Here is a 22777-nt window from a genome sequence, read left to right as displayed (position 1 = left end):
GAAAATGATCTTCAGCTGAGGCCGGTATGCTCCATCTGGTCACTGGTACAAACGGGTCTGGTAAGACCCTCAACACCCTGAAATGGGTGATGGAACGGGCGACAAAGGAGAACCGTCCCGTTGCCCATAACGGCCGTTTCAAGCCCGTGCCCGGCGGGCCTTTAGAGGGCTGGAAACAGATTGAATTCAAGGACTGGCAGGCAGAACCTGACGGGACTATCTTCATCATTGATGAGTGCCATAACGACCTGCCGAACCGGCCCTCTGGGGCAGCTGTTCCTGAGTCCGTCAAGATGCTTGCCGAGCACCGCCGGCGCGGCTTTGACTTCTACCTGATCTCTCAACATCCCGCTAACGTTGACTCGTTTGTTCGCCGTCTGATTGGCTCTCCTGGCTGGCACCGCCATCTCAAGCGCATCTGGGGTCAGGATGTTGTCTCCTGCCTTGAGTGGGACTCCGTCAATCTCAACTGCGAAAAACCCGGCTCCAGCAAGTCCACCGGCACCAGTACCACTGTCAAATTTCCAAAGGAGGTTTACACGTGGTACGAGTCCGCCACTCTTCACACCAATAAAAAGAAGATCCCCAAAGCTGCTTGGATGTTTCTGATCGCGGTCGCCGTGGCCTTGGTATTCGCCTATATCAGTTTTGGGCGTGTCAGTGCGATTGGCGGCGCGGATTCATCTGTCACTGCCAAGGCTGCGGCGGGGGCCTCCAGCGCAAGCGGGGGCGGGTCTGAGGGGGTGCGTCCTCCTATGACTCCTGCTGAGTACGCTGCTAGTTTTAAATCGCGTCTGGGTGGTTTTCCTCACACTGCGCCGCGGTATGACGATGTGACAAAGCCTGTCACAGCGCCATACCCGGCCGCATGTGTGGAAATGAAGTCCAAAGGCTGTACTTGCTATTCGCAGCAGGGAACCAAGCTGCTGGTGCCAGATGAAATCTGCACCCAGATCGTTAAAAACGGCTACTTCGTTGACTGGGAAAAGCCTCAAGCCAACAACTCGGGCCCGGCTGGGTTGCAAGAGCGTCCGTCTCTTGTTGCTCAGTCGGCGCCAGTTCCTCAGACCGTCCCCATGCCTGAACCCAAAGAGCGTCCTTCTCCTGCGGCTCTTGATGGCTACAGCCAAGGCTTAGCTGCGCGCAATGCTCAGGTCAGGTCGGTACTCCAATGATGGCCCTTGTGGACGTAAGCGAAGCTTGCGGCTGCATGGGCTGGCCGTGCGGCCAAGAGCACCTCTGCACTCAACTCCCTAATGGGCTCGTATCTCTCACTGCGGTGGTTGTGGCACAAGCTGTGCAGCGGGCCTGCACGGGCAGCGAAGCGGACGGGCAGGCACGCGCGCAGCGCGTGCCTAATTTATTCATACCTCAACTTAGAACAAGAGATCGTTTTGCCTCTGGGCGCTGATTGAATCTGTAGGAAAAAAAAGAGCCCGCAACGGCTGGAACCGTTCGGACTCGTGATCGCAACTAATTGGAGTAGCTGCAATGGAGAGAATCATAACTGCCCCTACCGGGGAACGCATAGTCATTCAAGGCGAAGTCCATGAAGACTCTTGGGATGTGTATGTCAAGCGCGTCAATGGCCATCGGGAAATCTCTTTCCGCAATGTCATCACCTGGTCTGAAACCGACAAGATCGCGCCCCCTCCGTTTGATGAGGAAGCCTACCTCTCTCAGTGGGATGGTGAAGAGCGCGAATGGCGTGAGAGAGAGATCGAAGAGGACAAGGAAGCCCGTCGCCTTAAGAAGCTTGAACAGAACGCGAACAGGGCCAAATCTGCCTGCCGCTGGTTCATCAAAGCCAACGGCTTGAATGAGCTGCTCACGTTGACCTACCGGGAAAATCAAGAAGACCGTGATCTCTGCAAAAAGCACTTCAAAGAATGGGTTCGTCGCATGAAAAGCGCGCTCGGTGGACGCTTCGTCTACTGTGCGAGTTTTGAGAGGCAGGATAGGGGGGCCATGCATGTCCACATCGCATGCCACAAACTCCCCAAGCACGCTGTGCACAAGGACGTCAAAGTCAAAGGCTGGGAACTCGGCACTAAGGTCTGGCGCTCCATCGTTGGTAAGGACAATGGCTTGTGCTTCGTTGGTGGTCGCAAGACTCCCCAAGGACGCATCAAACAGCGCTCCATTGCCAAGATTGCTTCTTACGTGTCCAAGTACATCACTAAGGACTATGCGGACGCTCCTGGCCATTCCAGCAGGTACAGCAGGAGCCATAACGGCAATGGTGTCACCTCCATGCCAAAGGCTGAAAAAATCCGCATCTGGGGTGCATCCCTGCAAGACATGATCGAAATGACTTTTGAGTGTGCAGAGGGTGAGGTCATCGTGTCCCATCGCCTGACCCTCGAACGCTTTGAGGGTGCCCGGTATTGGCTTGTGACTGAGCCGAAACCCATCGATATACCTGGAACAGTTCACTAAGGATTTTGTGCAGCGTAGCTGCTGTACTGCGTCCGCGCTGGTGCCCCTGAACCACGGAACGACATGAGGCTACAGGGTTCCTGAGCCACGGAACGACATGAGGTTAGAGCGTTCGTGAGCCACGGAGAGACATGAGGTTAGAGCGTTCTCAAACCACGGAAAGACATGAGGTTACTGTTTACAGAACCACGGATTGACATGAGGTTATGAGGTTGCTCAACCACGGAACGACATGAGGCTACACGGTTGCTCAACCACGGAGAGACATGAGGCTACAGGGTTCCTGAGCCACGGAGAGACATGAGGTTACAGGGGCACCAGTGCGGGCGCAGTACGTACCCGAAGGGACAAAATCCGCTCATAAAACTAGGGGGGATTTCATGCTGATTGGCTACGCTCGTGTTTCGACACTTGATCAAAACATGACTGCTCAACTGGCTGCATTTAAGCGCGCTGGTATTAAAAATATTGTTCAAGAAAAGCGTTCCGCTGTTCGTGATCGGCCTGAGTTGGATCGGCTCCTTGCTGAGCTAAAGAAGGGCGATGTTTTGGTTGTTTACAAGCTCGACAGGCTGGCTCGGTCTGTTTCGCAGTTTGTGCGAGTCTTTGAGTTGTTGCGTTCGCGGGGTGTGGCTTTTCGCTCGCTTACCGAGTCAATAGAGACTGATAGTCCCCATGGGCGCATGTTTCTTCACATGCTTTCTGCATTTGCGGAATTTGAGCGGGAATTGATACGGGAACGGTGTCTTGCTGGTCAGATCGCTGCGCGTGCGGCTGGTAAGACTTGGGGGAGGAAAAGATACTTTTCTGAGTCCGAAGTAGCTGAGATTGTTCTCGCTTGGCGCTCGGGTTGGTATCTACAGCGCGTCCTGGCTGAGATGATGGGGGTGTCGATCGCGTGTCTACGGGATCACATTTATCGGCATGAGGGTAGGGGGCGCTGGGTTAAACGAGTGCTTCGTAAGTAAAATGAAATCATGCTCGACGAACGTGCCAAGTTATTGCTGAAAGCGCTGATTGAGCGTTACATCGCTGATGGTCAACCAGTCGGCTCGCGCACTCTTTCGCGTGCATCCGGGCTTGAATTGTCGCCTGCCACCATCCGCAATGTGATGGCCGATCTGGAAGAAATGGGGTTGATCATCAGCCCGCACACATCCGCAGGCCGCGTGCCTACCGCAAGAGGGTATCGACTGTTTGTCGACACCATGCTGACGGTGGACCGCTCCAACCTCATCACGCCCGGGCTGATCCATGAGCAGCCGCAGAAGGTGATCGCCAATGCGGCTAACCTGCTCTCCAACCTCTCCCAGTTTGTGGGCGTGGTCATGGTGCCGCGCCGCAGCTCCGTCTTCAAGCACATTGAATTTGTGCGCCTGTCGGAGCGGCGCTTTCTGGTCATCATCGTCTCGCCCGAAGGCGATGTGCAAAACCGCGTGATCTTTACGGATGTGGATTATGAGTCTTCGCAGTTGATCGAAGCCTCGAATTTCCTCAATCACCATTACGCCGGTTTGACCATGGAAGAGGTCAGAACAAGGCTGCAGACCGAAGTCGAGCAACTGCAAGGCGAAGTCGCTAGCCTCATGCAGGCCGCCGTGAATGTGGGCTCTGAAGTGATGGGTAACCATGACCAGGAAGACGTGGTGATTGCCGGCGAGCGTAACCTGCTGTCGGTCAGTGATTTCTCCAGCGACATGGGCAATCTGCGCCGCGCTTTTGATCTGTTTGAGCAAAAAACGCAAATTCTGCGCCTGCTGGATTTCTCCAATCAGGCCGATGGCGTACGAATTTACATCGGTGGCGAGAGCCAGACCGTCCCGTTTGAAGACCTCTCCGTGGTGAGTGCTCCCTATGAGCTGGACGGTAAGGTTGTGGGCACCCTGGGTGTGATCGGCCCCACGCGCATGCACTACGACAAGATGATCCAGATTGTCGACATCACATCCAAATTGGTGAGCAATGCCCTGAGCCACAAGCGTTAGGCCCTACAATGTCATAGTTTTTCTGGTGGCAGCCACGGCTGTTGTCAGTGCTGGGGCGTTAGCTCAGTTGGTTAGAGCAGAGGACTCATAATCCTTTGGTCGTCGGTTCAAGTCCGCCACGCCCTACCATTAAACTGTTGTAAATAAATAAAAGCTTGCTATAAAAAACATAGCAAGCTTTTTTGTTTTTATTCCTGGTTCCGGTTTGGTTCCGGAATTTTGCAAGATGTGGCTGTACTTCTTCGGACATGGCTAGTCCGAGTGGCTGGTCCTGAGTGAGACTTTTTTGGAAATTTTTCTCAAGTGCAAGTGCTGCGGTATGCCTACAAAGATGCTGTATTTTTAAGCAGTGCATCCTCCCAGTAGGCAGAAAAGCACACGGAGTTCGCTGGTTGCTTGAAGCAAGATAGTTGGGAAATAATGCCCACTCACAGCCTATAAATTTTCATGCCTGCGAAGCGATCAACATCACTTGAACATGCTCAGATTGATCAGACGGTGACTGATGATTCTGAGGTGGAACTATCAAAATCTGGAGTGACTGCAACCGATTCGCCGCAGTCTCAAACAAGTGAGTGGAAGTACAAACCAGACTGGCTAATTTGGCAGGATCGCCCCGTTGCTTCGGTTCAGGAAGCGATTTGCTTGTTGCATGACATACATCCTCCTGCTTACTCGAAGCTTGATGCTGATGATGCTCGCAATAAGTACTTTCGTCCGCATCTCAAGACATTGAAGCAGAGGATCACTTATGTTCAAGGCATCCGGATCGCCCCCGGAGAAGACTATGAATGTAAGTCGGGAGATGGCACTTATATCGTTTTACGCGATTTCGTAGAGCAGGTTCGTACTGGAGCTTTGTTCAAAGGCTTTAACTTTCCTGAAGAGTTCAGTGAACTGAATCCACCTCTTCCTTTTGAGTTTGAAGAGGATACGTGTGCATCCTCTTTCAGCGGTGAGTCGGCCCAGGTCCCTAAACCTGCTGAGAACAGCAACGAAAGGCTTAATAAAGCTTGGGCACGGCTTTTGGTGCTTATGGCCATTGAGCACTACAAATTCATCCCGGATTGGCCACCAGAAAAGTCCTCGGATTCGGTGAAAGGTAGTGGGTTGTATCAGCCGCTTGCTGACATTAGTAAAGAAAATGGAGTTTCTTACCTGGGTGATCGTGGCACTGTACAGAATGCTTTTGTGACCGCCGTTCAGAGGCTCGGTGAAGAAGAGGTAAAGAAGATTCGAGCCAAGCTTGAAGAGAATGCGAAGTCGGCACAATCCTCTCCTGCGGCGCACACGTAGAAATTTGAAAAACCGACGTGGGAATTCATTTTTCCCAGTTCCAACGATTTCCAACGAATTCCAGAATGCAAGGCATCAGCACTCACCAAGCCTTGCATCATGAATTCTCCCCTCTCCGCGAACGGCGGTCCCCGTATGTTGTTCGCTCAAGCTTCTGTGGCGGCTCGTTCTCGCGCCTTCCAACAGCTGAAGCGTGTGGGTAAATCGACGGTGTCGCAGAGCCTGCACTTCGATACTCAGACCGCCACGGCTGCACTTCAGGACACACCTCAGGTGGTTCAGGTGGCATCCATAACTCCAGAGAGTGCTGCTGAGTTTGACCGAGATGCCCGCTATAAAAATCCAGTCCACAAGCCGTTTCCAATGATCTGTCTGGATAGCGACGGCTATATACGTCTCAATGACGTTCTGACGGTATATCCGGTCTCGCGTGCGGCATGGTACGACGGCGTCCTCAAAGGCATCTATCCCGCAGGCGTAAAACTTGGCCCCCGCTCAGTCGGCTGGTCTCGTGCCGCCATCCGCGAACTCATCGCAAACCCACCGAAGTTCTGATCCCAGCTTAGTGCTGGCTCACGGAACAGCCCCCCATTTTTCATACCGTATGCACCTGATCAACAGGTGCAGGGGCTTCACTTTGCCATTTTTTTACCACCCAGGAGCTAACTACCCATGAATACATCTAATCCAAGTGAAATCAATGCTCAAAAACCAGCAGTGCCAACTGTGAAGAAGGATGCGCAAAGCAGCGGTTCGGCAGAATCTTCAGTCTCTAACAAATCCTTGCCTCTGGCGGAGTCTCGCTGCTACGGGGTCTCGGTAGGTGTAGGTGTTTCTTCAGCGTTGGTGGCCTATGGAATCGCGGCTGACTTGTGCGCGGCAGGCTCAATCTTCGGGTTGCCTGTAGAACAGCAAAAGAACGTCGAGATATTCGCGGCTGATCATGTTTCCGCAAGTAATCTGAAATTTCAGGTGTCTCGTTTTGTCGATGGCGAAGCCAATATCTCCGTGATCGTCCCTAAGACGCCGACTCCTCCCGACTATCGCCGCCAAGAAGGCCGTGCTCTCATGGGGCCGCCGAAAGCAGAGGGCTGTCATGTCGTGGTTGTCCCCGCTGCTAACAAAAAGGCGCGTTGGTCCGAAGCTAATTTGTCTGCATTCAAGCGTGCTGTAGCGGGCAAGGGGGCGCTGATCATCTTTATCTTTCAGGGCTTCAGCAAAGAGGAAGAAGCCTACTTGTCTTCCTGCTTCAACGGCGTATTCACAGTCTGCCGCTGTGAACCTGACAAGGGCTATTCATCGGCGGTTATGGCCACTCCCATCCCTGGTAGTTTTCTCGCGGCAACGGGCCACAGTGCGGTGATTGAAAACATCCGCGTGGACGCTGAGGGTCGCGTTGAACGCCACTGCCTGCCCTGCGTTTCTCCAGACAGACTGGATCGCGAAATCTATCGCCTGCGTGAAGAGAAAAAGTCGTTGGAGGAGATCGGTGAAGCCTTGGGCTACAACAAAAGCACCATCTCTCGTCGCCTGGGTGCATTGCCTTTCCATTTGCGCGGTGACCGTCTGTGATCTCTGTGTTGCACGTGTTGCGTGATTTGCGGCTATCTCAAGCAAAGCCAGATTTCGCGCAACACCTGCAACATCCCCCCAATCTCTAGAAGACTCATTATGACTATCGAGAACAACGCGGTGTCTCGTTCGCCTGTATATGGGGCTGATCGTGTGACGATATGGCTAGACCGTCCGGCTTCAGACGCTGAATTTGAAGAGCTGCGCGAGCACTGCACTTGTCTGACTGTGACGAACGATCAGCCCAAATTTCAGGCTAACCGCAAGTGCAAGCTGGAGCTGTTTCAGCCGACACGCAAGTGTCTGCGTATGGCGAAAGAAATTCTGAGGGCAGAAACTAATGCCGATCCAACCTATGTCGAGTTGGCCCGCGATGTGACTCTACCCAACAGGGTTCGCATGGCGCTACTCACTGCGTTTCTCGGTTCCGTAAAAGTGCCGAGCCAGCGGTCACTCTTCGTTCAATGCGAAGGCACCTTTTACTGCGGTCAGCGGGCAGAAAGTGGTGGTCGTGATGGCAGTGTCCTGGCGGTCTACGCAGATAAAGCCAGCAAGATCAACAATGCGCGTCCAGATGCCGACGCCATGGAGTGCTTTCACGTTGAGCTGCGCCTGAGTGGCAAGGATGCCTTGAGAAAGCACGGCATCCGCACGTTGGAAGACCTCATCGTTTTTAGCCATAAGCAGTTCTGGGGAAGAAGCCTGAAGTTCTACGCGCTGCCGCCAAGCAAAACTGAGTTGGGCCGTTTGCTGGCCGCTTGCTGTGGCGGCCGCGCAGATGCTTCGGACACGGCATACCTCAAACGTGCAAACCGTTGGATCGATAAGCACAGCATTGATGGCCGGTTCATCATGCATAACGCGCTCAAGGCGACTCCCGAGCTTGAGCGCCATCTGGCAAAAACAGACTGGAACGGGCTGATGAAGCGCATCAAAAAGTAGGCCGAGCACTACTGATATAGAAGCCAATTATTTCGGAAAACACGTCAAAAAAACGAGTCATCTCACCAGCTCTTTTCTTCAAAAAACATGTGTTTTCTCGATGATTTCTTTATCTGCATGGCACATGCAATCACTGAAATTCAGGCCATAAAACCATAACCCAAATGAAGCCAACCACTCATCAGCGCCAGATAGTGCATACCACGCTGCCATGCGTGGAAGTGCGCGCCAGTCCTGGCAGTGGCAAGACCACCACGCTCATACAGCGTGTCAAGCACTTGATGCGCAACGGAACGCCAGCTTCACAAATTCTGGTCTTGAGCTTCGCCAAAAATTCTGTTGATGAGTTCCGCAATCGACTTCAGCGCAGCCTCAAGCAGAAGGGCAACTCTGGCAAGAAGTCACTACCGCAGAAGAAGTCTGCTGTTGGTAATGAGTTGCCCACCACACAGACCACTCACGCCTTTGCCCTAAGTCTAGTGACCCGCGCAGGTGGCTGCGGTGGTGGTGTGCCTACAAGCACAGAAAGTCTAGTGTTGTTGAAAGAAGCTTTGCGCCGTTGCCGGAAAGATGCCTCTGATCGCAAGTTGTGGGTCAAGTTAAATAAATCCGAACGCCGGGAGCGGCTTCGTCTGGTGCGTGAGTTGCTGAAGGACTCGCGTCGTTTGAAGCAGTTGTTAAAAGCGCTGAGCTTTGCTCAGGCCTCGAAGCAGAAGCTCAGTGATGTGATGACCTCACGAAAGTTCTCAGCTGGTCTTGCTACTTATGCCCCGATTGCCTTGGCCGTGCAGAAGCGCTTTGCGCGTGCAAAAAAAGCTGCGGGCAAACTGGACTTCGGAGACATGCTGGAAAAAGCGGTTGATGTACTTGATGGCGGGGCTGAAATTCCTTACACCCATGTGCTGGTCGATGAGTTCCAAGATGGCAGCGCCGCCCAAAATTTGCTGCTAGCCTCACTGGTCAAGCGTGGTTGCCAGCTTATGGCCTTTGGCGACCCTGAGCAGGCGATCTACGGCTTTAGCGGTAGCAGTTATACGCCGCTGGATCAGGTTGTTGACGATGTCGTTGTCATGCCTCTGCCGGAGTCTCACCGCCTGCACCGCCAGACCGCAGAGCTGGCAATGGCTGTTGCTGGCAAGAGCACTCAAAAGATCGTGACTATGCGGGATGGCGTGAAGCCGGCACTGGTGACTAGCGGTGGCCCTATAGAGCGGGCGCATGTCGTTGTCCGGGACATTCAGCAACTACTGGAGCAGGGCGTCGATGCCTCAAGTATTGCTGTGCTTGCTCGTACCAACTCAACTTTGAAGACGGTGGAGCAGAGCTTGCTGGCTCTGGACATAAATTCCGCGAGGAAGGGCATTGCGCGTGATTTACAGCATGTTCAGCGTGTGCTGCGACTGGTTAGTCTGGTTGATCGGCATGAACGTATTCAAGCGGCAATTGATCCTGATGCGGTGGCGCATGCGTTTCGCAAAGTGAAGCTGACGGCCAAGCAAGACTGGAAAAGCAGGGCGCGCAGTCTGCAGAAAGCAGCCAGCTCATCCTCGCTAGAGGGGCGCTACAAAGAATGCCGGGACATTTACTTGAAAGTTCTCGGCGGCGTGCGTTCCAACAAGGACGTCCGAGATGGTCTAAATTTTTGGGGCGCGAAATGCCGTGACTATTCCAATGGCCTTGAAATGCTCCGCGCTACCAAGCAAGAGAAGCCAGTGGTGCAGACCATGACTATCCACAAAGCCAAAGGTGGTGAGTGGGACCACGTGTTTGTGGTCGGTGTCGCTGACGGTGAGTTGCCGATCTTCCATGCCAAGTCGGAGACCGCGCTGGCAGAGGAGCGTCGGCTTCTGTATGTTGCCGTTACGCGGGCACGCAATGCCGTTCGGCTGTACTACGCCCCTATGCCGCATGCTCAAAGCTATAAAAAGTCTAAGGAACTCAGTAGCCTGCTGCAGCCAGCCAATGTTCAACGAACTTTGACTCAGGTGCAGGGCTAGCTTTTGTGATGTTGGTGGCAGTATGACTGCTGAACTGATGGCCGGATGGCATGCGCTGTCTGGTCATTTTTCGTTCCAAGAGCGAATTTTTGCACCACATAGCCAAGCTGCAGGAAACGCCGCCATGGCCGTTCTGGTGGCTTCTCGCTAGCATCGTGGAACGCGGCTGGTCTACGGAAATGAGCTTGCAGACATTGATCGTGTGATGCCGTCCAGACTATCCATTTGGCTTTGAGTTAGTGACTGCTGACTGCAACCAAAAGCATGGTCCCCAAAAACTTTTAAAGCCAAATTGACGGGACCTTGGGCACCGATGCTGAGCAAGCAAAACAAAATTCTGTTGGCGCTCTTGATGAATGAATCCGAAGTATGTAATACTTCGATTCATGAATGCAGCCCAACCTTCAGACCTTTTCCGCCACTTGCTTGATCAAGCACTCAGTCCGAGTGTCGCCTTTGCTGTGGGGTGGGCCCTTCTTGGGTGGGCTAAGCTCTCTGAACTCAATCGTTTGCCAGAATCGGCTAAGGTCCAAAACGCCCTGAAACATGGGCAAACGTCTATCAGCAATGCTCTGTCGCAAGCCATCGCGGCTTCGGAAGATCAACTTCTGAGTGATCTACTGCCCCTCAAAGGCCTGCCTCAAGAAAATATTGAGACGCTGGTTCATACGGCTTGGAAGATTCTGCAAAACGGCAAACTAGACAATCTGTCGCTGGAGGAGGTTCTGTCTCTGAATACAGACTCGTTTGGGCAAGGTGAGTCGCTAGCTTCTCATGCATACGGCTCTTTTCCGTTACTCCCTCGCGAGTTAGTTGAACTTATGGTGGAGCTTGGAGACGTAAAGGGGCGCGACAATGTCTACACTCCTTGGGACACGTCTTCTCAGTTTTCTGTTGCAGTGCATCGGCTGGGTGCCATGCCGTACACCGAGACTCCTGAACGCCAAAATGTCACGCGTCTCGTGCAATTACTTGCTAATCTTGAAGCGCCTGTGCATTGCACTGATCCAGTGGTGCACCCGACAGCATTAAGTCAGAAGGGCGGACTGATTCAGTTCGATGTGGCTCTTGCATGTCCCCCCTTCGGGATGCGCTATGAGCGTGATTTGTCACAGCAAGATCAATGGTGCCGATTTCCTGAGCAAACCACATCTGGCACCGTGCTTGTCGTAAGGCATTTGTTGGCCCAGGCAAAGCGTCGAGTGGTAGTTCTTGTGCCCAGTACATTGCTGTCTGGTGCCGGTGCTGAAGCTCAGTTGCGCAATGATCTTGTGCAACGTGGAATGATCCACGCAGTATTGGCAATGCCTAAAGGACTGCTGCCAGTCACGGGTGTTGCCACTGCAGTTCTCGTCTTGGACCCGCGCGGAGGGAATGAGCAAGTTCACTTTATTGATGTGGGCAATGGCCCCTTTTATAAAGCAGTGTCCAAAACACGGTGGAGCTTGATTGACCCAGTTCACTTAGCTCGTCGTATTCAGTCACCAGCTTTGTTGCCATCGACAAACGAGGCTACGCGAACACGCTCAGAAATACTGGACGCAAATACGTTACAGGTCAGTCGTCTCCTTGCGCAAGCAACATCCTCATTTACGCCATCACCTTCGCAACCATTGGTTCGTTTAGCAGATTTAGTGCATACAGTGCGCCCACTGCATCCGACTCTTCGCAAAGCTTCGCAGTCGATGGAGAGCACCTTCAGAGTGCATGAGGTCGGTGCACAAGACCTGCCTTCTCATGGCTATATTAGGGATGCACAACGGCAGCTTGACCTACCTGTACAGCTTTTGGCTCAGACTGAATCGCTCTACCTAGAGCCGCTAGACATAGTGCTCATTGTTAAAGGTGGTGCAGGAAAAGTCGGCATCGTTTCAAAAGATGTACTTCAGTTATCCACACCTTGGATTGTCGGCCAATCGGGGATTGTGCTGCGCATGCATGCATCCACCCCCATAGATGCACGAGCATTGTTCCTGCTACTACGTTCCAACCAGGGGCAGGAGCTTTTGCAAAGCATTGTGGTTGGTGCAACGACGCCCTTGATTCAGTTGCGAGAACTTATGGCGCTTTCGATATGGCTGCCCAACTCTCAACAACAAGATGAGGCCATCCAAGCATTAGAGCTTGAGGACAACCTACAAGATCAAATCGACCAGTTGCGCAATGAGCAGGCCGCCATCGCAGCGCATCTATGGGCACAGCCTTGAGCAGGAAGGGAATCACTATGCCAATGCCAAAATTTCCCAAAGAACCGGACAATTTCAAGTACTTCCAAAGTGATCCTCCTGAAGTGAAGCTGGAAGCATGGAGGCGTCACCAAAATGGATACACGATTCGCTATCTAGGCTTTTGTTTGGCCATTGTGATTCCGAGTGTTGTGGCTGTCATCCTTCGGTGGTAAGAGCCCCAATGACAGTTAAATGCCACTATGAAGCCGATCTAAACAAAGAACTTCAATGTGACATGAAGTCGCTCTATGGGTCGAGCAGCTTGCACCGCATTTAAATTTTGCGCGGAGTTAGATTGGCAGCATCAAGCAGTGCATGGTGTTGTTGCCAGCGAGGCATGTGCTTGGCAACCAATCCCCAGAAAGCTTTGGTATGGCTCTTTTCCACTGTATGGCACAGCTCATGCACGATCACATAGTCTTGCACGCTAGCCGATAGTTCCATCACACGTGGATCAAACTCCAATACGTTTTGCGAGTTGCAGCTGGCCCAGCGACTCTGGAAATGCCGAATGCGTGTGCCATGAGTTTGCATTCCCGTCTGACGCTCCCAGTGACGCACACGAGTCAAGAGTTTTTCGTGAGCACGTTCACGATAGAAGCCATCTAGTAAAGGGGCGAGTATGTCGGGCTCGATGCTCAACCCCGTTGGGTTTTCTACGATGAAGCGGGATGCTGTGAACGTCAGCTGAGGCGTGGTCAAGTTTGGCGCATGCCTTACTTCCGTGAAGTAGCTGCGACCACAGTAGCGCAAGCGACTACCCGTGACGATAGGCTCAATAGCTTGTGGCTGATTGACCTGCGATAGCTTTTCTCGAATCCAGCGAGCACGTTGGCGAACAAGAGCCTCTTGCTCAATTTCATTTACCAAGGGTCCACGCAGCAGTACAGCCTGACCACGTTCGACTGTCACGTAGTGGCGCTTCAAAGTTGCATCTGGCTGAAAGCGCCATTCGATGGTGGTTCGTCCGTACTGCAACAAAGGCATGTCAGTTCTTCAGCAGAATGTCCAGTATGCGCTTCGCATGCTCTCTTGCGACCGAACGCTCCCATCCCGCAAGCGGAATCAACAGCTTGTGCAGCAACGTGCGCAAATCTGGGTGCAGGTCGAACATCTGCTTCCAATTGGCGGCCGCTAAGGTTTTGCTCAGGTCGTTGTCCTCAAACAGCTTCGTTGTGGCGATACGAGCCGTAGCCTCACCCAGAAGTGCTGCTAGATAGTGATAGACCGCCGAGTGGGCAGGATGCTGGAAACCTGTATTGTCTTTATCGTTGATACGTTGACCAAACAGTTCGAGTTGCTCCAAGAACTGAGCCTGACTGATGCGGCCTACCGCTTCTTCGGCCAGGAGCTTTTCAAGCTCTTCGGCCAGTTTGTCAAAAAATGCCGGGTCTTTGTCTTTGCCGGTGGCGATGGTGTGCTTCAACTGGTTTTTCATCACCAGCGCCTGACTGCCAGGACTCGCAAGCTTCTTTAACCTAGCCATGTCGCTGGCGTCCAGAATGGACACATCTTTTCCAAGCAAGCTTTTAGCCGGGCTTGCGTCAATGTACTCATCCAGCAACTGCTGCAGCAATACAGATTCCAGCTTGGTGATGCGTTCGCGGTACGTGGTGTCTGGCAGCTTGTCGCGCAGCATCAGGCGGATTTCTGCAAGCAGCGTGAAGTACGGTTTAAAGGGAACAGCGCGCACATCGGGCAAGATAATGTCGATGCTGCGGTTAAAGTGCTTTACCAATTCCAAGAAATCTTCGACAGCATCTAACCGCGTGGCGGGGTCCAAGAATCGTTCAGCATCCTCTTTGTAGTCCTCGCGTTGACTAACGGGGTCATGCTTTTTTGGCAGCAAAGACAGGATGCGTTCAAGAGTTGCCTGCAGCTTGGGAAGCTCAGTTTCTACCCCTTCCCAGACTTGCGACGGTTTGACCTCTCCACCATAAATTTTCAGCGCGTGGTCGAGATGCTCAACCACGCCGTGATAGTCAACGATGTAGCCCGCGTTTTTGCCTGCCATGGTGCGGTTCACACGTGCAATGGCTTGCAGCAAGGTATGCTCCTTCAGAGGCTTGTCGAGGTACATGGTGCTGACAATGGGAGCATCCCATCCAGTGAGCAGCATGTCTGACACGATGATGAGGCCCACGTTATTTGCGTGCTGTTGCCCATCGGCCCCCTTGGCTTCATCGCCATACGGCAAAGGGAACAGCTTGGAGACAAAGTTGGATATTTGCTCTGTTGGTAGAGCGACTGGCTGCTTGTCAGCCTTGATTTCGGCCCTGACACGCTCTTCAATGGTCTGAATTGCTTCCTTGGTGACTCCGGCTGTTTGTGCTGCAGCCTGCTCGCTGGCTCCTGTACGGGAGGCCGTTGCGCCCGCCAAGGAAATAACTACACGACTTTCAAACGTTGGCAGACCCTTGGCTTGCCTCTCTTGCATCAATGCATCCAGTAGGTCTTTGTACCGGATTGCCATGTCGCGGCCATCACAGACCAGCATGGCCTTCAACCCCTTGGCCTTCACATTGGTAAGAAAGTGATCGACCAAGTGAGCTGCTACCTGCTCCATACGGCCTTCAGCCTTACGCCATCTGGCAAGCAGCTCTTTCTTCAATGCTTGCTGCCGAGCTTCGTCTTCTTGAGCAAACTTATCTTTGAATGCCTGATCTAGTTTGGAGTTGGGAATAAGCTCAACCCAAGCATCTCGGTATTTGATGGGTAAGGTCGCACCATCAGCAACTGCCTCGTGCAAGCGGTATTCGTCAATATAAGTGTCGCCGCCAAACTCGGCCAGCGTGTGCTTGTCATCATGCAGCAGTGGTGTGCCGGTGAATGCGATGAACTTAGCGTTGGGCAAGCTGGCCCGCATGAAGGCAGCCAAGAAATCGTATTGGCTTCGATGGGCTTCATCAACCAAGACATAGAAATTGGGCTTGGCGCTTAACACGCGGAAGTTGACCTTTTCGCGGCCGACTTCTTCCCATTTGGCTTCCAGCAGTACACCATCATCGTCATGCAAACCATGATTGGCGTTGCGCTCCTCAACCATGAAGAAATCTTTGTCTTCGCGCAGCCGCCTATGCCGGATGGATTGGAACAAGTCGTTTTCTTCATCGGGTGTGCTGTCAGCGCTTTCGGTGGCAGTTTCGCTCTCTTGGAATTTCTGCACCGTGCTGGTAAACACACTGCCATAGTCATTCCCAAGTAACTTCACCAGACCATCGACAGAGACAGCTTGAATAGCCTTGATGCCTACCGCGTGGAAGGTATCGAAGATTTGCTTGTCCAAATCCTTGCGGTCGGTCAGAACCAGCACAGTTGGGTTGCTCAGCCCAGTGCTATCTGCCCTGAGTATTCGAGCCAGCAGAGCCATGGTTAACGATTTACCGCTACCTTGGGTGTGCCAGACTACGCCGCCCATAGGCTTTTCTGCCTTCAATCGAGCGATGGCTTTGCTTACAGCCCGCCATTGCTGGTAGCGTGGCAGCTTCTTGATGGTCCTGCCATCGCGGGTTTCAAACAGGACGCAGTGGGTGATGAGTTCCAGGAAGCGGCTGGGCTCAAACAGTGCCCACAGTAGCTGATCTTGCTCACTCGGGTCTGTGCCCAGAGTCTTCTCCACCATCGCGAGTTCTGCGTCCTGCAAGCGGTAGCGTGCATAGAAGGCAGGCTTGGTAAGGATGGCTCCATACAAGCCTTGCCTACGATTAAGACCCACGCAAACTTGATTGAATACGAATTGAGCCGGAAAGCTCGCTTGATAACCATCCAGTTGCGCGAGCGCTTCATCTAAGCGGTGATGGCTAGCTTTGCACTCGATGATGGCCAGCGGTAAGCCGTTGACGAACAGCAGCAGGTCTGGACGGAATAGGTCGCCATCCGCATTCTTGCCGACGTATTGGTCCACGACATGGAAGTCGTTGAGAACTACTTGACTTGCATCGAAGAAGCGTACGCTGCGCGGCTTGCCCTCGGCATCCTTCACTTGAATGTCCGAGCGGTGCACCACCTGCTCCCAGAACGCCTTGTTTGCAACCAGCAGCTCGTCGTTGACGCGCTTGCGCAGTTCAATCAGGGCCGTATCCACTCCACCGGGTGCAGTGGCCAGCCACGGGTTCAGGGCCAGCAGCCGGGGGCGCAGCACATCCTCAATTATCGGGGCGAGGTGGCGGCGCTCCATTTGCACTGTGTGACCGGGCAGATGGGTGTAGCCCAGCTTGACCAACGACTCGATGGCAGGCGTTTCAACGCCAGTCTTTTCAGGTGACTGGCTCATGGGCTTTTCTTTCTTTGCATGCTGCTCTCCTCCAGGCGGCTGCGATACCAAACTTCGCCGCAGCCTTGTTCCTTGTTCTTTACTCTGCGAATTTCAAACTGCTGAGACTCGTGGATGACTTGACGCCAGCTGCCACAGCCATAGCGCTGAGGATTTTGGTCGGGGTGTTCGGCTCGAATCCACGAGGTTGCAGTATTGAGCTGGGTCCACGCATCCACCATGAACCGAGACTCCGCATCGCGCAGGCAGCGAACGGCCCCGCTGGCGAGCCAGTCCACCGAACCATCCGGCGCAATGCCGTTCACAAGTAGGTCCTCAAACGTCGCGGTTTTCATGAAGGCAGCCATGTCGCTACGGGCTTTTTCCAAGGTCTGAACCCACCCGCGCAAGGTCAGGTAATGGCCGTCAATCGTCTCGTAGCTGGCATCGAGATAGGCGTCTGCGTCTATGCAGCCTTGATGCTCCCAGATGTTGAACCGCTGCAAAAAGTGATGGACCAGCTCATTGCGCAGGTCCACCAACTCTTTAAGTGCGGCGGTTGTCGCTTGGTGCTGGCTGGCATCAAGTTGCACCCGAAAACGAAACTGGCACCATAGACTACTGTTGTCTTGCTGTGGGTCTTCGGTGCTATCACAGTCATCAGCCAAGGCCAGATGGCGCTCGGTCAGCATGCCGACCAAGGTGCCCAAGGTCTTCTTCTGGGCGCTGGCCACCTGAGCGTCTCGCACAGCTTGCAATTCTGCGGGAGACCCGGCGAGGTCGCTGTGAGCTACCAATCCCTTGAGCAGGATTTCGTATTGTTGGAGGCGCAGCAAGCACCGCCCCAGCTTGCGCTGTACATCACGCTGCAGTTCAAGTGGGGAGTCAGGGGTGAGCAGTGCTTGCGACGCCATCCAGTCCCTTACGCTCCGGTCGCGCTGGCGTCCACGCTGACCCGCCACTCGCCCGTCAGTAGCTTTTGCATTAAGCCGCGCTTTAGTGCTTGAAAGTGGGCTTGCTTGCCGACCAAAGCAGTCAGTTTCGATGTAACGGCGGTCAATATATCTGCCATCTTTTCTTGTTCAGGTAGAGGTATGAGGGGCATTGGAATTCCCAAAAATGCAGGTTTTGCAATGTTTTTCATGCTTCCACTGGTTCCGGTCGCCGCCTTGCTGATTTCTTGGCGTACGGATGGGCTTTGCAGGTAGTAAGCAAGCCACTTCACTGAATGAGGCGTATCAGACGCTTGCGTCTGCCAAAGTTTGTCCGGGAGGAAAAGGTCTGGTCGGCTTGAGTCCACATAAGCAGACTCCCCTACAAGTGCTGGCGTGTTAGCGCGGCTAATAATAATTCGGCCTTGCTTTACAGGTTCAGCAACTCGGGAAAGCTCCTCAGACAATACCGTTTTGTGTTCATTTGGGCGGAACTGGCCATTCAATACGCCGCTGACTTTAAGAACACCTACTTCGCCCTCTTGGTGGGTTCTATCTTCAGCATTTACGCTAACTCCGGAACGAAGTGCGCTTACGTAGTTTCCGATTACTCCAACTTTCCACCCTGCCGGAGTCACCCCCAACTCACTGTCCTTGAAATCTGCGTGTGGCACCCAGCGGCCATCGGCATCTTGGGTGCCAACACCCCGGCTGAACAGGGTCTGCATCAGGCCCTGCTTGAGAGTCTGGGTGACTTCAATCTGGCGCGCAATCACATCCAGCTTGTCATCCACGGCTGTCAGGATAGCGGCGATTTTTTGTTGTTCTGGGAGTGACGGAAGTGCGAGCCAAAACTCACGCAGTGTCTCCAACCGAATCCCTTTGACAGTAGAGCCGGTACCGGCTGCTTCAATGCGGTCAGCGTTGGCCTGAAACCAGTAAAAGAGAAACTCTTTTAGCAATGATGACTTAGGGAAAATAGCTTTCAGGTCTTGATTGATGGCGACTTCACAGTCAAAAACAGCGACACGTCCTAGCGCCATTCTTGTTGGTGTAATCAATGTACCTGCAGGTATTAGATTGGTGGCACTTGCCTTAATTGCTTGACGAGTTATGCGGTCTTGGGTCTTGTTCAATCGCGAACCGACAAAATCCTTGACACTCGCCCACGGAATGTCACCTCCCCAATACTCGGCTACTTCTTTGGAAGGGGTTCCTCCGCCGATAATTGTTGCGACTTCATTGCCTAGTGTTGTTGCCACCCAGTCAATGGGTATCCAACCGACTGAGGTTTCCTTGTAGCCCTGCTTGCCGGCTCTCATGCGTCAGCCTCCAGCAAACCCAATTCAGCCAAATAGCTATTTAGTCGCGCATCAATCTGCGCTTCTTTTTCTGCCAGCGCCGCCAACTGCGACAAAGTGGCTTCCACATCGATGATTTTTTCGGTTTCGCCGTTGTCGATGTATCGGGCAATATTGAGGTTGCCGTCGTTGTTGCGGATTTCGTCCAGCGTGACGACCCGGCAGTAGTTCTCCACCTCGGTCTGCTGCTCGAAAGCAGCTTTGTGCGTGTCGGCAATGCGGGCGATGTCCTCGCTGCGCAGGCTGTTCTGGGCTTTGCCTTCGAGGTAGTCGCGACTGGCTTCAATGATGATGACCTTGTCTTTGAGTGCAGCAGGCTTGCGCTTGTTCAGAACGAGCACACAGGCCGGAATGCCGGTGTTGTAGAACAGGGCCGAGGGCAGACCGATGATGGCCTCGATAAGGTCACCGGGCTGGTTGCCGCTGGCGGTATCGGTGCCGAACAGCAGGCCTTCGCGAATCTTGCCTTCTTCGCCACTGCGGAATAGCACTCCGTGCGGCAGGATGATGCCCATGCGGCCATCGGCCTTGAGGCTGGCCAGCATGTGTTGGGCGAAGGCGAGGTCGGCATAGCCACGCGGCGGGATGCCGTAGACAAAGCGCCCGTAGGGGTCACTGACCTGTTTGTAGTTTGGTGCCTTAGGTTTCTTACCATCTTCCTGTTCGGATTCATTGGCAAGCTCCAGAGGTGACCACCAGGCCTTCGCAGAAAATGGGGGGTTGGCAATCACTCGATCAAAGGTTTTGAGGTAATCACCAGCAAGGTGCTTGGGCTCGACTAAGGTGTCACCGCGCTCAATCTCGGCGCGCATGTTGTGCAGATAGAGGTTGAGCTTGGCGATGGCCCAAGTGCCAAGGTTCTTTTCCTGCCCGTATAACAGCACATTGGGCTTATTGCCCAGCAGCAGACCATTGGGCAATGTAGCAATGTGGTCAGCACTTTCCACCAGCATGCCGCCACTACCGCAGGTTGGGTCGTACACGCTATGACCAGGTTGTGGGTCGATGAGTTTTACTACCAATTGCACCACAGCCTTAGGGGTGTAGAACTCTCCGCCCTTCTTGCCTGCATCATCAGCGAACTGCTTGATCAGGTACTCATAGGCGTCGCCAAGCATGTCAGCTTTATAAAGGTCATCATTACCCAGCTTGTACTGGTTGAAGTGACGCAGTAAGCGCTGGAGCGTGGCATCTGACAGCACGCGCTTATCGCCGTACTGGGTGGCCGTCAACACATACTGAAGCTCTGTGTTGTGGGCTTCAATCGTGGCGAATGCTTTGTCCAGCGCCTCACCAATGTTTTCAGTCTGGGCAATCAAGCTTGGCCAGCGAGCACTTTTGGGAAACGAGCCCCACTTGTCTTGCACCTCAACCAAGGCGTCAACCTCGCTAAGCCCTTCATCTTTTTGAAGTGCAAGGACTCGCTCATCGAACACGTCGTTGAAGCGCTTGAGAAACAGCAAGCCAAATATGTAGTTCTTGAAGTCCGACGAGTCGATGGAACCACGCAGAATGTTTGCTGACTCCCAGAGCCAGGATTCGAGCGTGTCGAGGGTAAGTTGATTTGCCATAAGGGCCTGATTTTAAAGACGAGTATGACCAAAAAAATCGATACGGCATTCTCATATGACCTCTGTGCGAATTCTGGCGCGACCTGCGCCGGTCACAGCAGACTTTGCGCTTTTTGCCAGTCGGATTTCCGGATGTATCGTGCCAGTGTCACATCGGATTTGTGCCCCGTCTGCATACGTATCTGCCAAGACGGCAAGCCTTGCTCGGCGGCGGTAGTGCAGTAACCTGCTCGCAGGCTGTGGCCGCTGAAAATTCGAGCATCAGCTCCGGCTTGTGCCATGGCACCCTTCACAATGAGAGCCACCGACTGCGGCGTCAATCCTTGCGTGGCAATGCCGTCGTAGCGGTTGACGGACCTAAAAACATGCCCCGTTCTGATGCCTGCGGTCTTAAGCCAACACATCAGTGCGGTGACCGGGCAGTGACTGCCATTGGCTCGCGGGATAAATACGGTGCGACCGTGCTGTTCCTGATCCGTCTTGCTGACTGGTAGTTCAATTTCAAGCCCTGCCGGTGAAAACGTCAAATGCTCCACGCACACGCCAACGAGCTCAGATCGGCGCATGGCCGACGCAAAGCCGATCAATAGAATCGCTCGGTCTCGCGCTGCTCTGACCGGCATGTGAACGCTCTCTATGGTTTCAAGTGCGGGCAGCAAGTCATCTTTTGTAAGTGGTTTCACTTGCCGCTGCTTGGTGCCGAGCGTGCGGCGTATGCCCTGCATGACTTGTCTGACGATTTCGCTGTGCGCTGGTGATCCGTGCTTTTGATCGACATGCGCCTTGTGGATTGCGGTGACGCGGCGCTCCAGTGTGGCAACAGCCAAGCCATCGTTTGCAGACTCAGCCAGATACTTTGCCAAGCGCTTGGGCGTGCAAGGCATCGCGCCACCATGTGCCAGGAAGTGCCGCAAGTCTGAGCCGTAGGCTCGCTTTGTGGCGCCGGCTTGACTTGCATCCATATATTCTTGAACTGAGCCGCTTTTTACTATCTTATTCTTTGTAATCCGATTTGTGATATTTTTCACTGTTTTTCGAGTGTGAGATTTTCCAGCGACTGAAATTGTCGAGTGTTTATTGCTCATGAAATCTCCAGTTTAAATATCGATAACGATTGATTATCGATAGTCAGGATTTGAATGGGATTCAGCCAGCTTCAAAGCACGCGCAGGTGGGGTACGCCATTGCTACAGGCGCGTCTACTGCTGGTTTTGAGGGATGGCTGGGGATTTGAGTTACTACAACGAACGACTTGCAATTCAGCGTTTTTGCTGAGTTTATGTAGTTGTTCTGTATATATGGCTTAAATAGCCATAAAACCGCTAAAAATACGGCATTTTCTTATATTATTGATATAATACCATTATGCACGGATAAATATGCATTATTTGTAGTGCGGTGCAGCATTATTAGATATTGATGGTTTCAATATGAGCGTGCAGAGTTTTAATCCCAATCCTTGTTTTCTCATTGGATTGAATTCGCTGAGCAATCTGGCGTTTCGCCGCCATCACCGCATACTGATGCTGCAGCGCTTGTTGCTGGTGCTGGTAGATGTGCTCGATGCACAGCAACTGGCGGATGTGTCACGCGATCTGGAGTTGCTGTACTGGCCGGTGCTGGGCCATGCGCAGAGTCCATGCTTTTTTGAAGTGCCAACCTTCCTTGGTTCAATGATGCCGGATCAGCCAATGGAGCCTGATCTGGTAGTGGAGCGCTTGATGGCTGCACCGTGCCCAGCACTGCCGGTAGATGTAGCACCAGCGGCTCGCAATCTGGAGCGGCTTCGTAAGCACTTGGACTTGTCTTCGGCTGAGTGGCTGCGGCTGCTGTGTGCATACCTGGACTATGGCGGTGCGGCGTGGCCGTGTTTTGAACTACCAGCTTCATCCCTGCGTGCTCTGCTGGCTGAATGGTGGCGTGTTGATCTGGCCGCTGTCGATGTGGCGCTGGATGAGCAACTGAGCCTGCTTGGCGTGCTGGATCAGTATGAGCCGTGCGACGCCAATACTGACTTGAAGTCGTTGCTGGGCATATGGCCGGCAACGGTTCAAGCACTAAGTCTCAGCTATGCGACAGATGCTGAGCTTCTCGCTGTGGTGGGACTGTCGATTTAGCACAGCGCCGGTGGCTTGGCCTGTGATGGCGATGTGAAGTCGCCGCTGCTCTGATTTCTGTATCTCTTGATGGACCGCTTTGCCG

At 53.3% G+C, this 22777-nt stretch carries 17 protein-coding genes and 1 tRNA gene; 12 read left to right on the top strand and 6 right to left on the bottom strand.

Annotated features, from left to right (window positions below):
* Nucleotides 1-26 precede the first annotated feature (26 nt).
* The 11 genes from CLU84_RS16545 to CLU84_RS16495 all read left to right on the top strand — a co-directional run bounded on the left by CLU84_RS16545 (nucleotide 27) and on the right by CLU84_RS16495 (nucleotide 12438).
* A complete protein-coding gene (locus CLU84_RS16545; protein ID WP_099738485.1) occupies nucleotides 27-1175 on the top strand; it encodes a zonular occludens toxin domain-containing protein in 1149 nt (382 codons plus the stop codon).
* Nucleotides 1176-1491: 316 nt separating this feature from the next.
* The gene (locus CLU84_RS16540; protein ID WP_099738484.1) at nucleotides 1492-2439 is read left to right on the top strand and encodes a hypothetical protein; all 948 of its coding nucleotides are present in this window, start codon (nucleotides 1492-1494) and stop codon (nucleotides 2437-2439) included.
* Nucleotides 2440-2819: 380 nt separating this feature from the next.
* Nucleotides 2820-3407, top strand: a complete 588-nt coding sequence (locus CLU84_RS16535) for a recombinase family protein (protein ID WP_099738482.1) — start codon at nucleotides 2820-2822, stop codon at nucleotides 3405-3407.
* Nucleotides 3408-3416: 9 nt separating this feature from the next.
* Entirely contained in the window at nucleotides 3417-4424 is a 1008-nt protein-coding gene (gene hrcA / locus CLU84_RS16530) for a heat-inducible transcriptional repressor HrcA (protein ID WP_099738480.1), read from the top strand.
* A 52-nt stretch (nucleotides 4425-4476) separates the two neighbouring features.
* A tRNA-Ile gene (locus CLU84_RS16525) sits at nucleotides 4477-4553 on the top strand.
* A gap of 318 nt (nucleotides 4554-4871) precedes the next feature.
* Nucleotides 4872-5720 carry a hypothetical protein gene (locus CLU84_RS16520; protein ID WP_144445474.1) on the top strand — a complete coding sequence of 283 codons (849 nt, stop codon included), beginning with the start codon at nucleotides 4872-4874 and terminating at the stop codon, nucleotides 5718-5720.
* Between the two features lie 99 nt (nucleotides 5721-5819).
* Entirely contained in the window at nucleotides 5820-6275 is a 456-nt protein-coding gene (locus tag CLU84_RS22515; RefSeq protein ID WP_233210244.1) for an AlpA family transcriptional regulator, read from the top strand.
* A gap of 117 nt (nucleotides 6276-6392) precedes the next feature.
* A complete protein-coding gene (locus tag CLU84_RS16510) occupies nucleotides 6393-7292 on the top strand; it encodes a helix-turn-helix domain-containing protein (protein WP_099738476.1) in 900 nt (299 codons plus the stop codon).
* A 99-nt stretch (nucleotides 7293-7391) separates the two neighbouring features.
* Entirely contained in the window at nucleotides 7392-8234 is an 843-nt protein-coding gene (locus CLU84_RS16505; RefSeq protein ID WP_099738474.1) for a hypothetical protein, read from the top strand.
* A gap of 164 nt (nucleotides 8235-8398) precedes the next feature.
* A complete protein-coding gene (locus CLU84_RS16500; RefSeq protein WP_099738471.1) occupies nucleotides 8399-10231 on the top strand; it encodes a UvrD-helicase domain-containing protein in 1833 nt (610 codons plus the stop codon).
* A gap of 356 nt (nucleotides 10232-10587) precedes the next feature.
* Complete coding sequence (locus tag CLU84_RS16495; protein WP_099738469.1) at nucleotides 10588-12438, top strand: type I restriction-modification system subunit M/S; 1851 nt, start codon at nucleotides 10588-10590, stop codon at nucleotides 12436-12438.
* Nucleotides 12439-12732: 294 nt separating this feature from the next.
* Here CLU84_RS16495 and CLU84_RS16485 read toward each other — a convergent pair whose 3' ends face one another.
* The 6 genes from CLU84_RS16485 to CLU84_RS16460 form a co-directional block, all read right to left on the bottom strand.
* Nucleotides 12733-13446 carry a SprT family zinc-dependent metalloprotease gene (locus tag CLU84_RS16485; protein ID WP_099738465.1) on the bottom strand — a complete coding sequence of 238 codons (714 nt, stop codon included), beginning with the start codon at nucleotides 13444-13446 and terminating at the stop codon, nucleotides 12733-12735.
* Nucleotide 13447: 1 nt separating this feature from the next.
* Nucleotides 13448-16732 carry a type I restriction endonuclease subunit R gene (locus CLU84_RS16480; protein ID WP_099738463.1) on the bottom strand — a complete coding sequence of 1095 codons (3285 nt, stop codon included), beginning with the start codon at nucleotides 16730-16732 and terminating at the stop codon, nucleotides 13448-13450.
* Nucleotides 16729-17460 carry an OST-HTH/LOTUS domain-containing protein gene (locus tag CLU84_RS16475; RefSeq protein WP_199173791.1) on the bottom strand — a complete coding sequence of 244 codons (732 nt, stop codon included), beginning with the start codon at nucleotides 17458-17460 and terminating at the stop codon, nucleotides 16729-16731. The genes CLU84_RS16480 and CLU84_RS16475 overlap by 4 nt, the downstream gene beginning before the upstream one ends.
* Before the next feature lie 173 nt (nucleotides 17461-17633).
* The gene (locus tag CLU84_RS16470; protein WP_099738459.1) at nucleotides 17634-18965 is read right to left on the bottom strand and encodes a restriction endonuclease subunit S; all 1332 of its coding nucleotides are present in this window, start codon (nucleotides 18963-18965) and stop codon (nucleotides 17634-17636) included.
* Nucleotides 18962-20575, bottom strand: a complete 1614-nt coding sequence (locus tag CLU84_RS16465; protein ID WP_099738457.1) for a class I SAM-dependent DNA methyltransferase — start codon at nucleotides 20573-20575, stop codon at nucleotides 18962-18964. Before CLU84_RS16465 ends, CLU84_RS16470 begins: the two co-directional genes overlap by 4 nt.
* Nucleotides 20576-20667: 92 nt before the next feature.
* On the bottom strand, nucleotides 20668-21660 hold the full coding sequence (locus CLU84_RS16460; protein ID WP_099738455.1) for a site-specific integrase: 993 nt from the start codon (nucleotides 21658-21660) through the stop codon (nucleotides 20668-20670).
* Between the two features lie 390 nt (nucleotides 21661-22050).
* Between CLU84_RS16460 and CLU84_RS16455 the strand changes: the two genes are divergently transcribed.
* On the top strand, nucleotides 22051-22692 hold the full coding sequence (locus CLU84_RS16455; RefSeq protein ID WP_233210231.1) for a hypothetical protein: 642 nt from the start codon (nucleotides 22051-22053) through the stop codon (nucleotides 22690-22692).
* Nucleotides 22693-22777: the final 85 nt, after the last annotated feature.

Source organism: Comamonas sp. 26 (genome assembly GCF_002754475.1).
GTDB lineage: Bacteria > Pseudomonadota > Gammaproteobacteria > Burkholderiales > Burkholderiaceae_C > Comamonas.
The sequence above is the reverse complement of the archived record's forward strand: the minus strand, read 5'-3'. Positions and strand labels throughout refer to the sequence as shown.

Coding starts and splice junctions, on each gene's coding strand:
- CLU84_RS16545 (WP_099738485.1), top strand. CDS start 27: ATGCTCCATCTGGTCACTGGTACAAACGGGTCTGGTAAGACCCTCAAC.
- CLU84_RS16540 (WP_099738484.1), top strand. CDS start 1,492: ATGGAGAGAATCATAACTGCCCCTACCGGGGAACGCATAGTCATTCAA.
- CLU84_RS16535 (WP_099738482.1), top strand. CDS start 2,820: ATGCTGATTGGCTACGCTCGTGTTTCGACACTTGATCAAAACATGACT.
- hrcA (WP_099738480.1), top strand. CDS start 3,417: ATGCTCGACGAACGTGCCAAGTTATTGCTGAAAGCGCTGATTGAGCGT.
- CLU84_RS16520 (WP_144445474.1), top strand. CDS start 4,872: ATGCCTGCGAAGCGATCAACATCACTTGAACATGCTCAGATTGATCAG.
- CLU84_RS22515 (WP_233210244.1), top strand. CDS start 5,820: ATGAATTCTCCCCTCTCCGCGAACGGCGGTCCCCGTATGTTGTTCGCT.
- CLU84_RS16510 (WP_099738476.1), top strand. CDS start 6,393: ATGAATACATCTAATCCAAGTGAAATCAATGCTCAAAAACCAGCAGTG.
- CLU84_RS16505 (WP_099738474.1), top strand. CDS start 7,392: ATGACTATCGAGAACAACGCGGTGTCTCGTTCGCCTGTATATGGGGCT.
- CLU84_RS16500 (WP_099738471.1), top strand. CDS start 8,399: ATGAAGCCAACCACTCATCAGCGCCAGATAGTGCATACCACGCTGCCA.
- CLU84_RS16495 (WP_099738469.1), top strand. CDS start 10,588: ATGAATCCGAAGTATGTAATACTTCGATTCATGAATGCAGCCCAACCT.
- CLU84_RS16485 (WP_099738465.1), bottom strand. CDS start 13,446: ATGCCTTTGTTGCAGTACGGACGAACCACCATCGAATGGCGCTTTCAG.
- CLU84_RS16480 (WP_099738463.1), bottom strand. CDS start 16,732: ATGAGCCAGTCACCTGAAAAGACTGGCGTTGAAACGCCTGCCATCGAG.
- CLU84_RS16470 (WP_099738459.1), bottom strand. CDS start 18,965: ATGAGAGCCGGCAAGCAGGGCTACAAGGAAACCTCAGTCGGTTGGATA.
- CLU84_RS16465 (WP_099738457.1), bottom strand. CDS start 20,575: ATGGCAAATCAACTTACCCTCGACACGCTCGAATCCTGGCTCTGGGAG.
- CLU84_RS16460 (WP_099738455.1), bottom strand. CDS start 21,660: ATGAGCAATAAACACTCGACAATTTCAGTCGCTGGAAAATCTCACACT.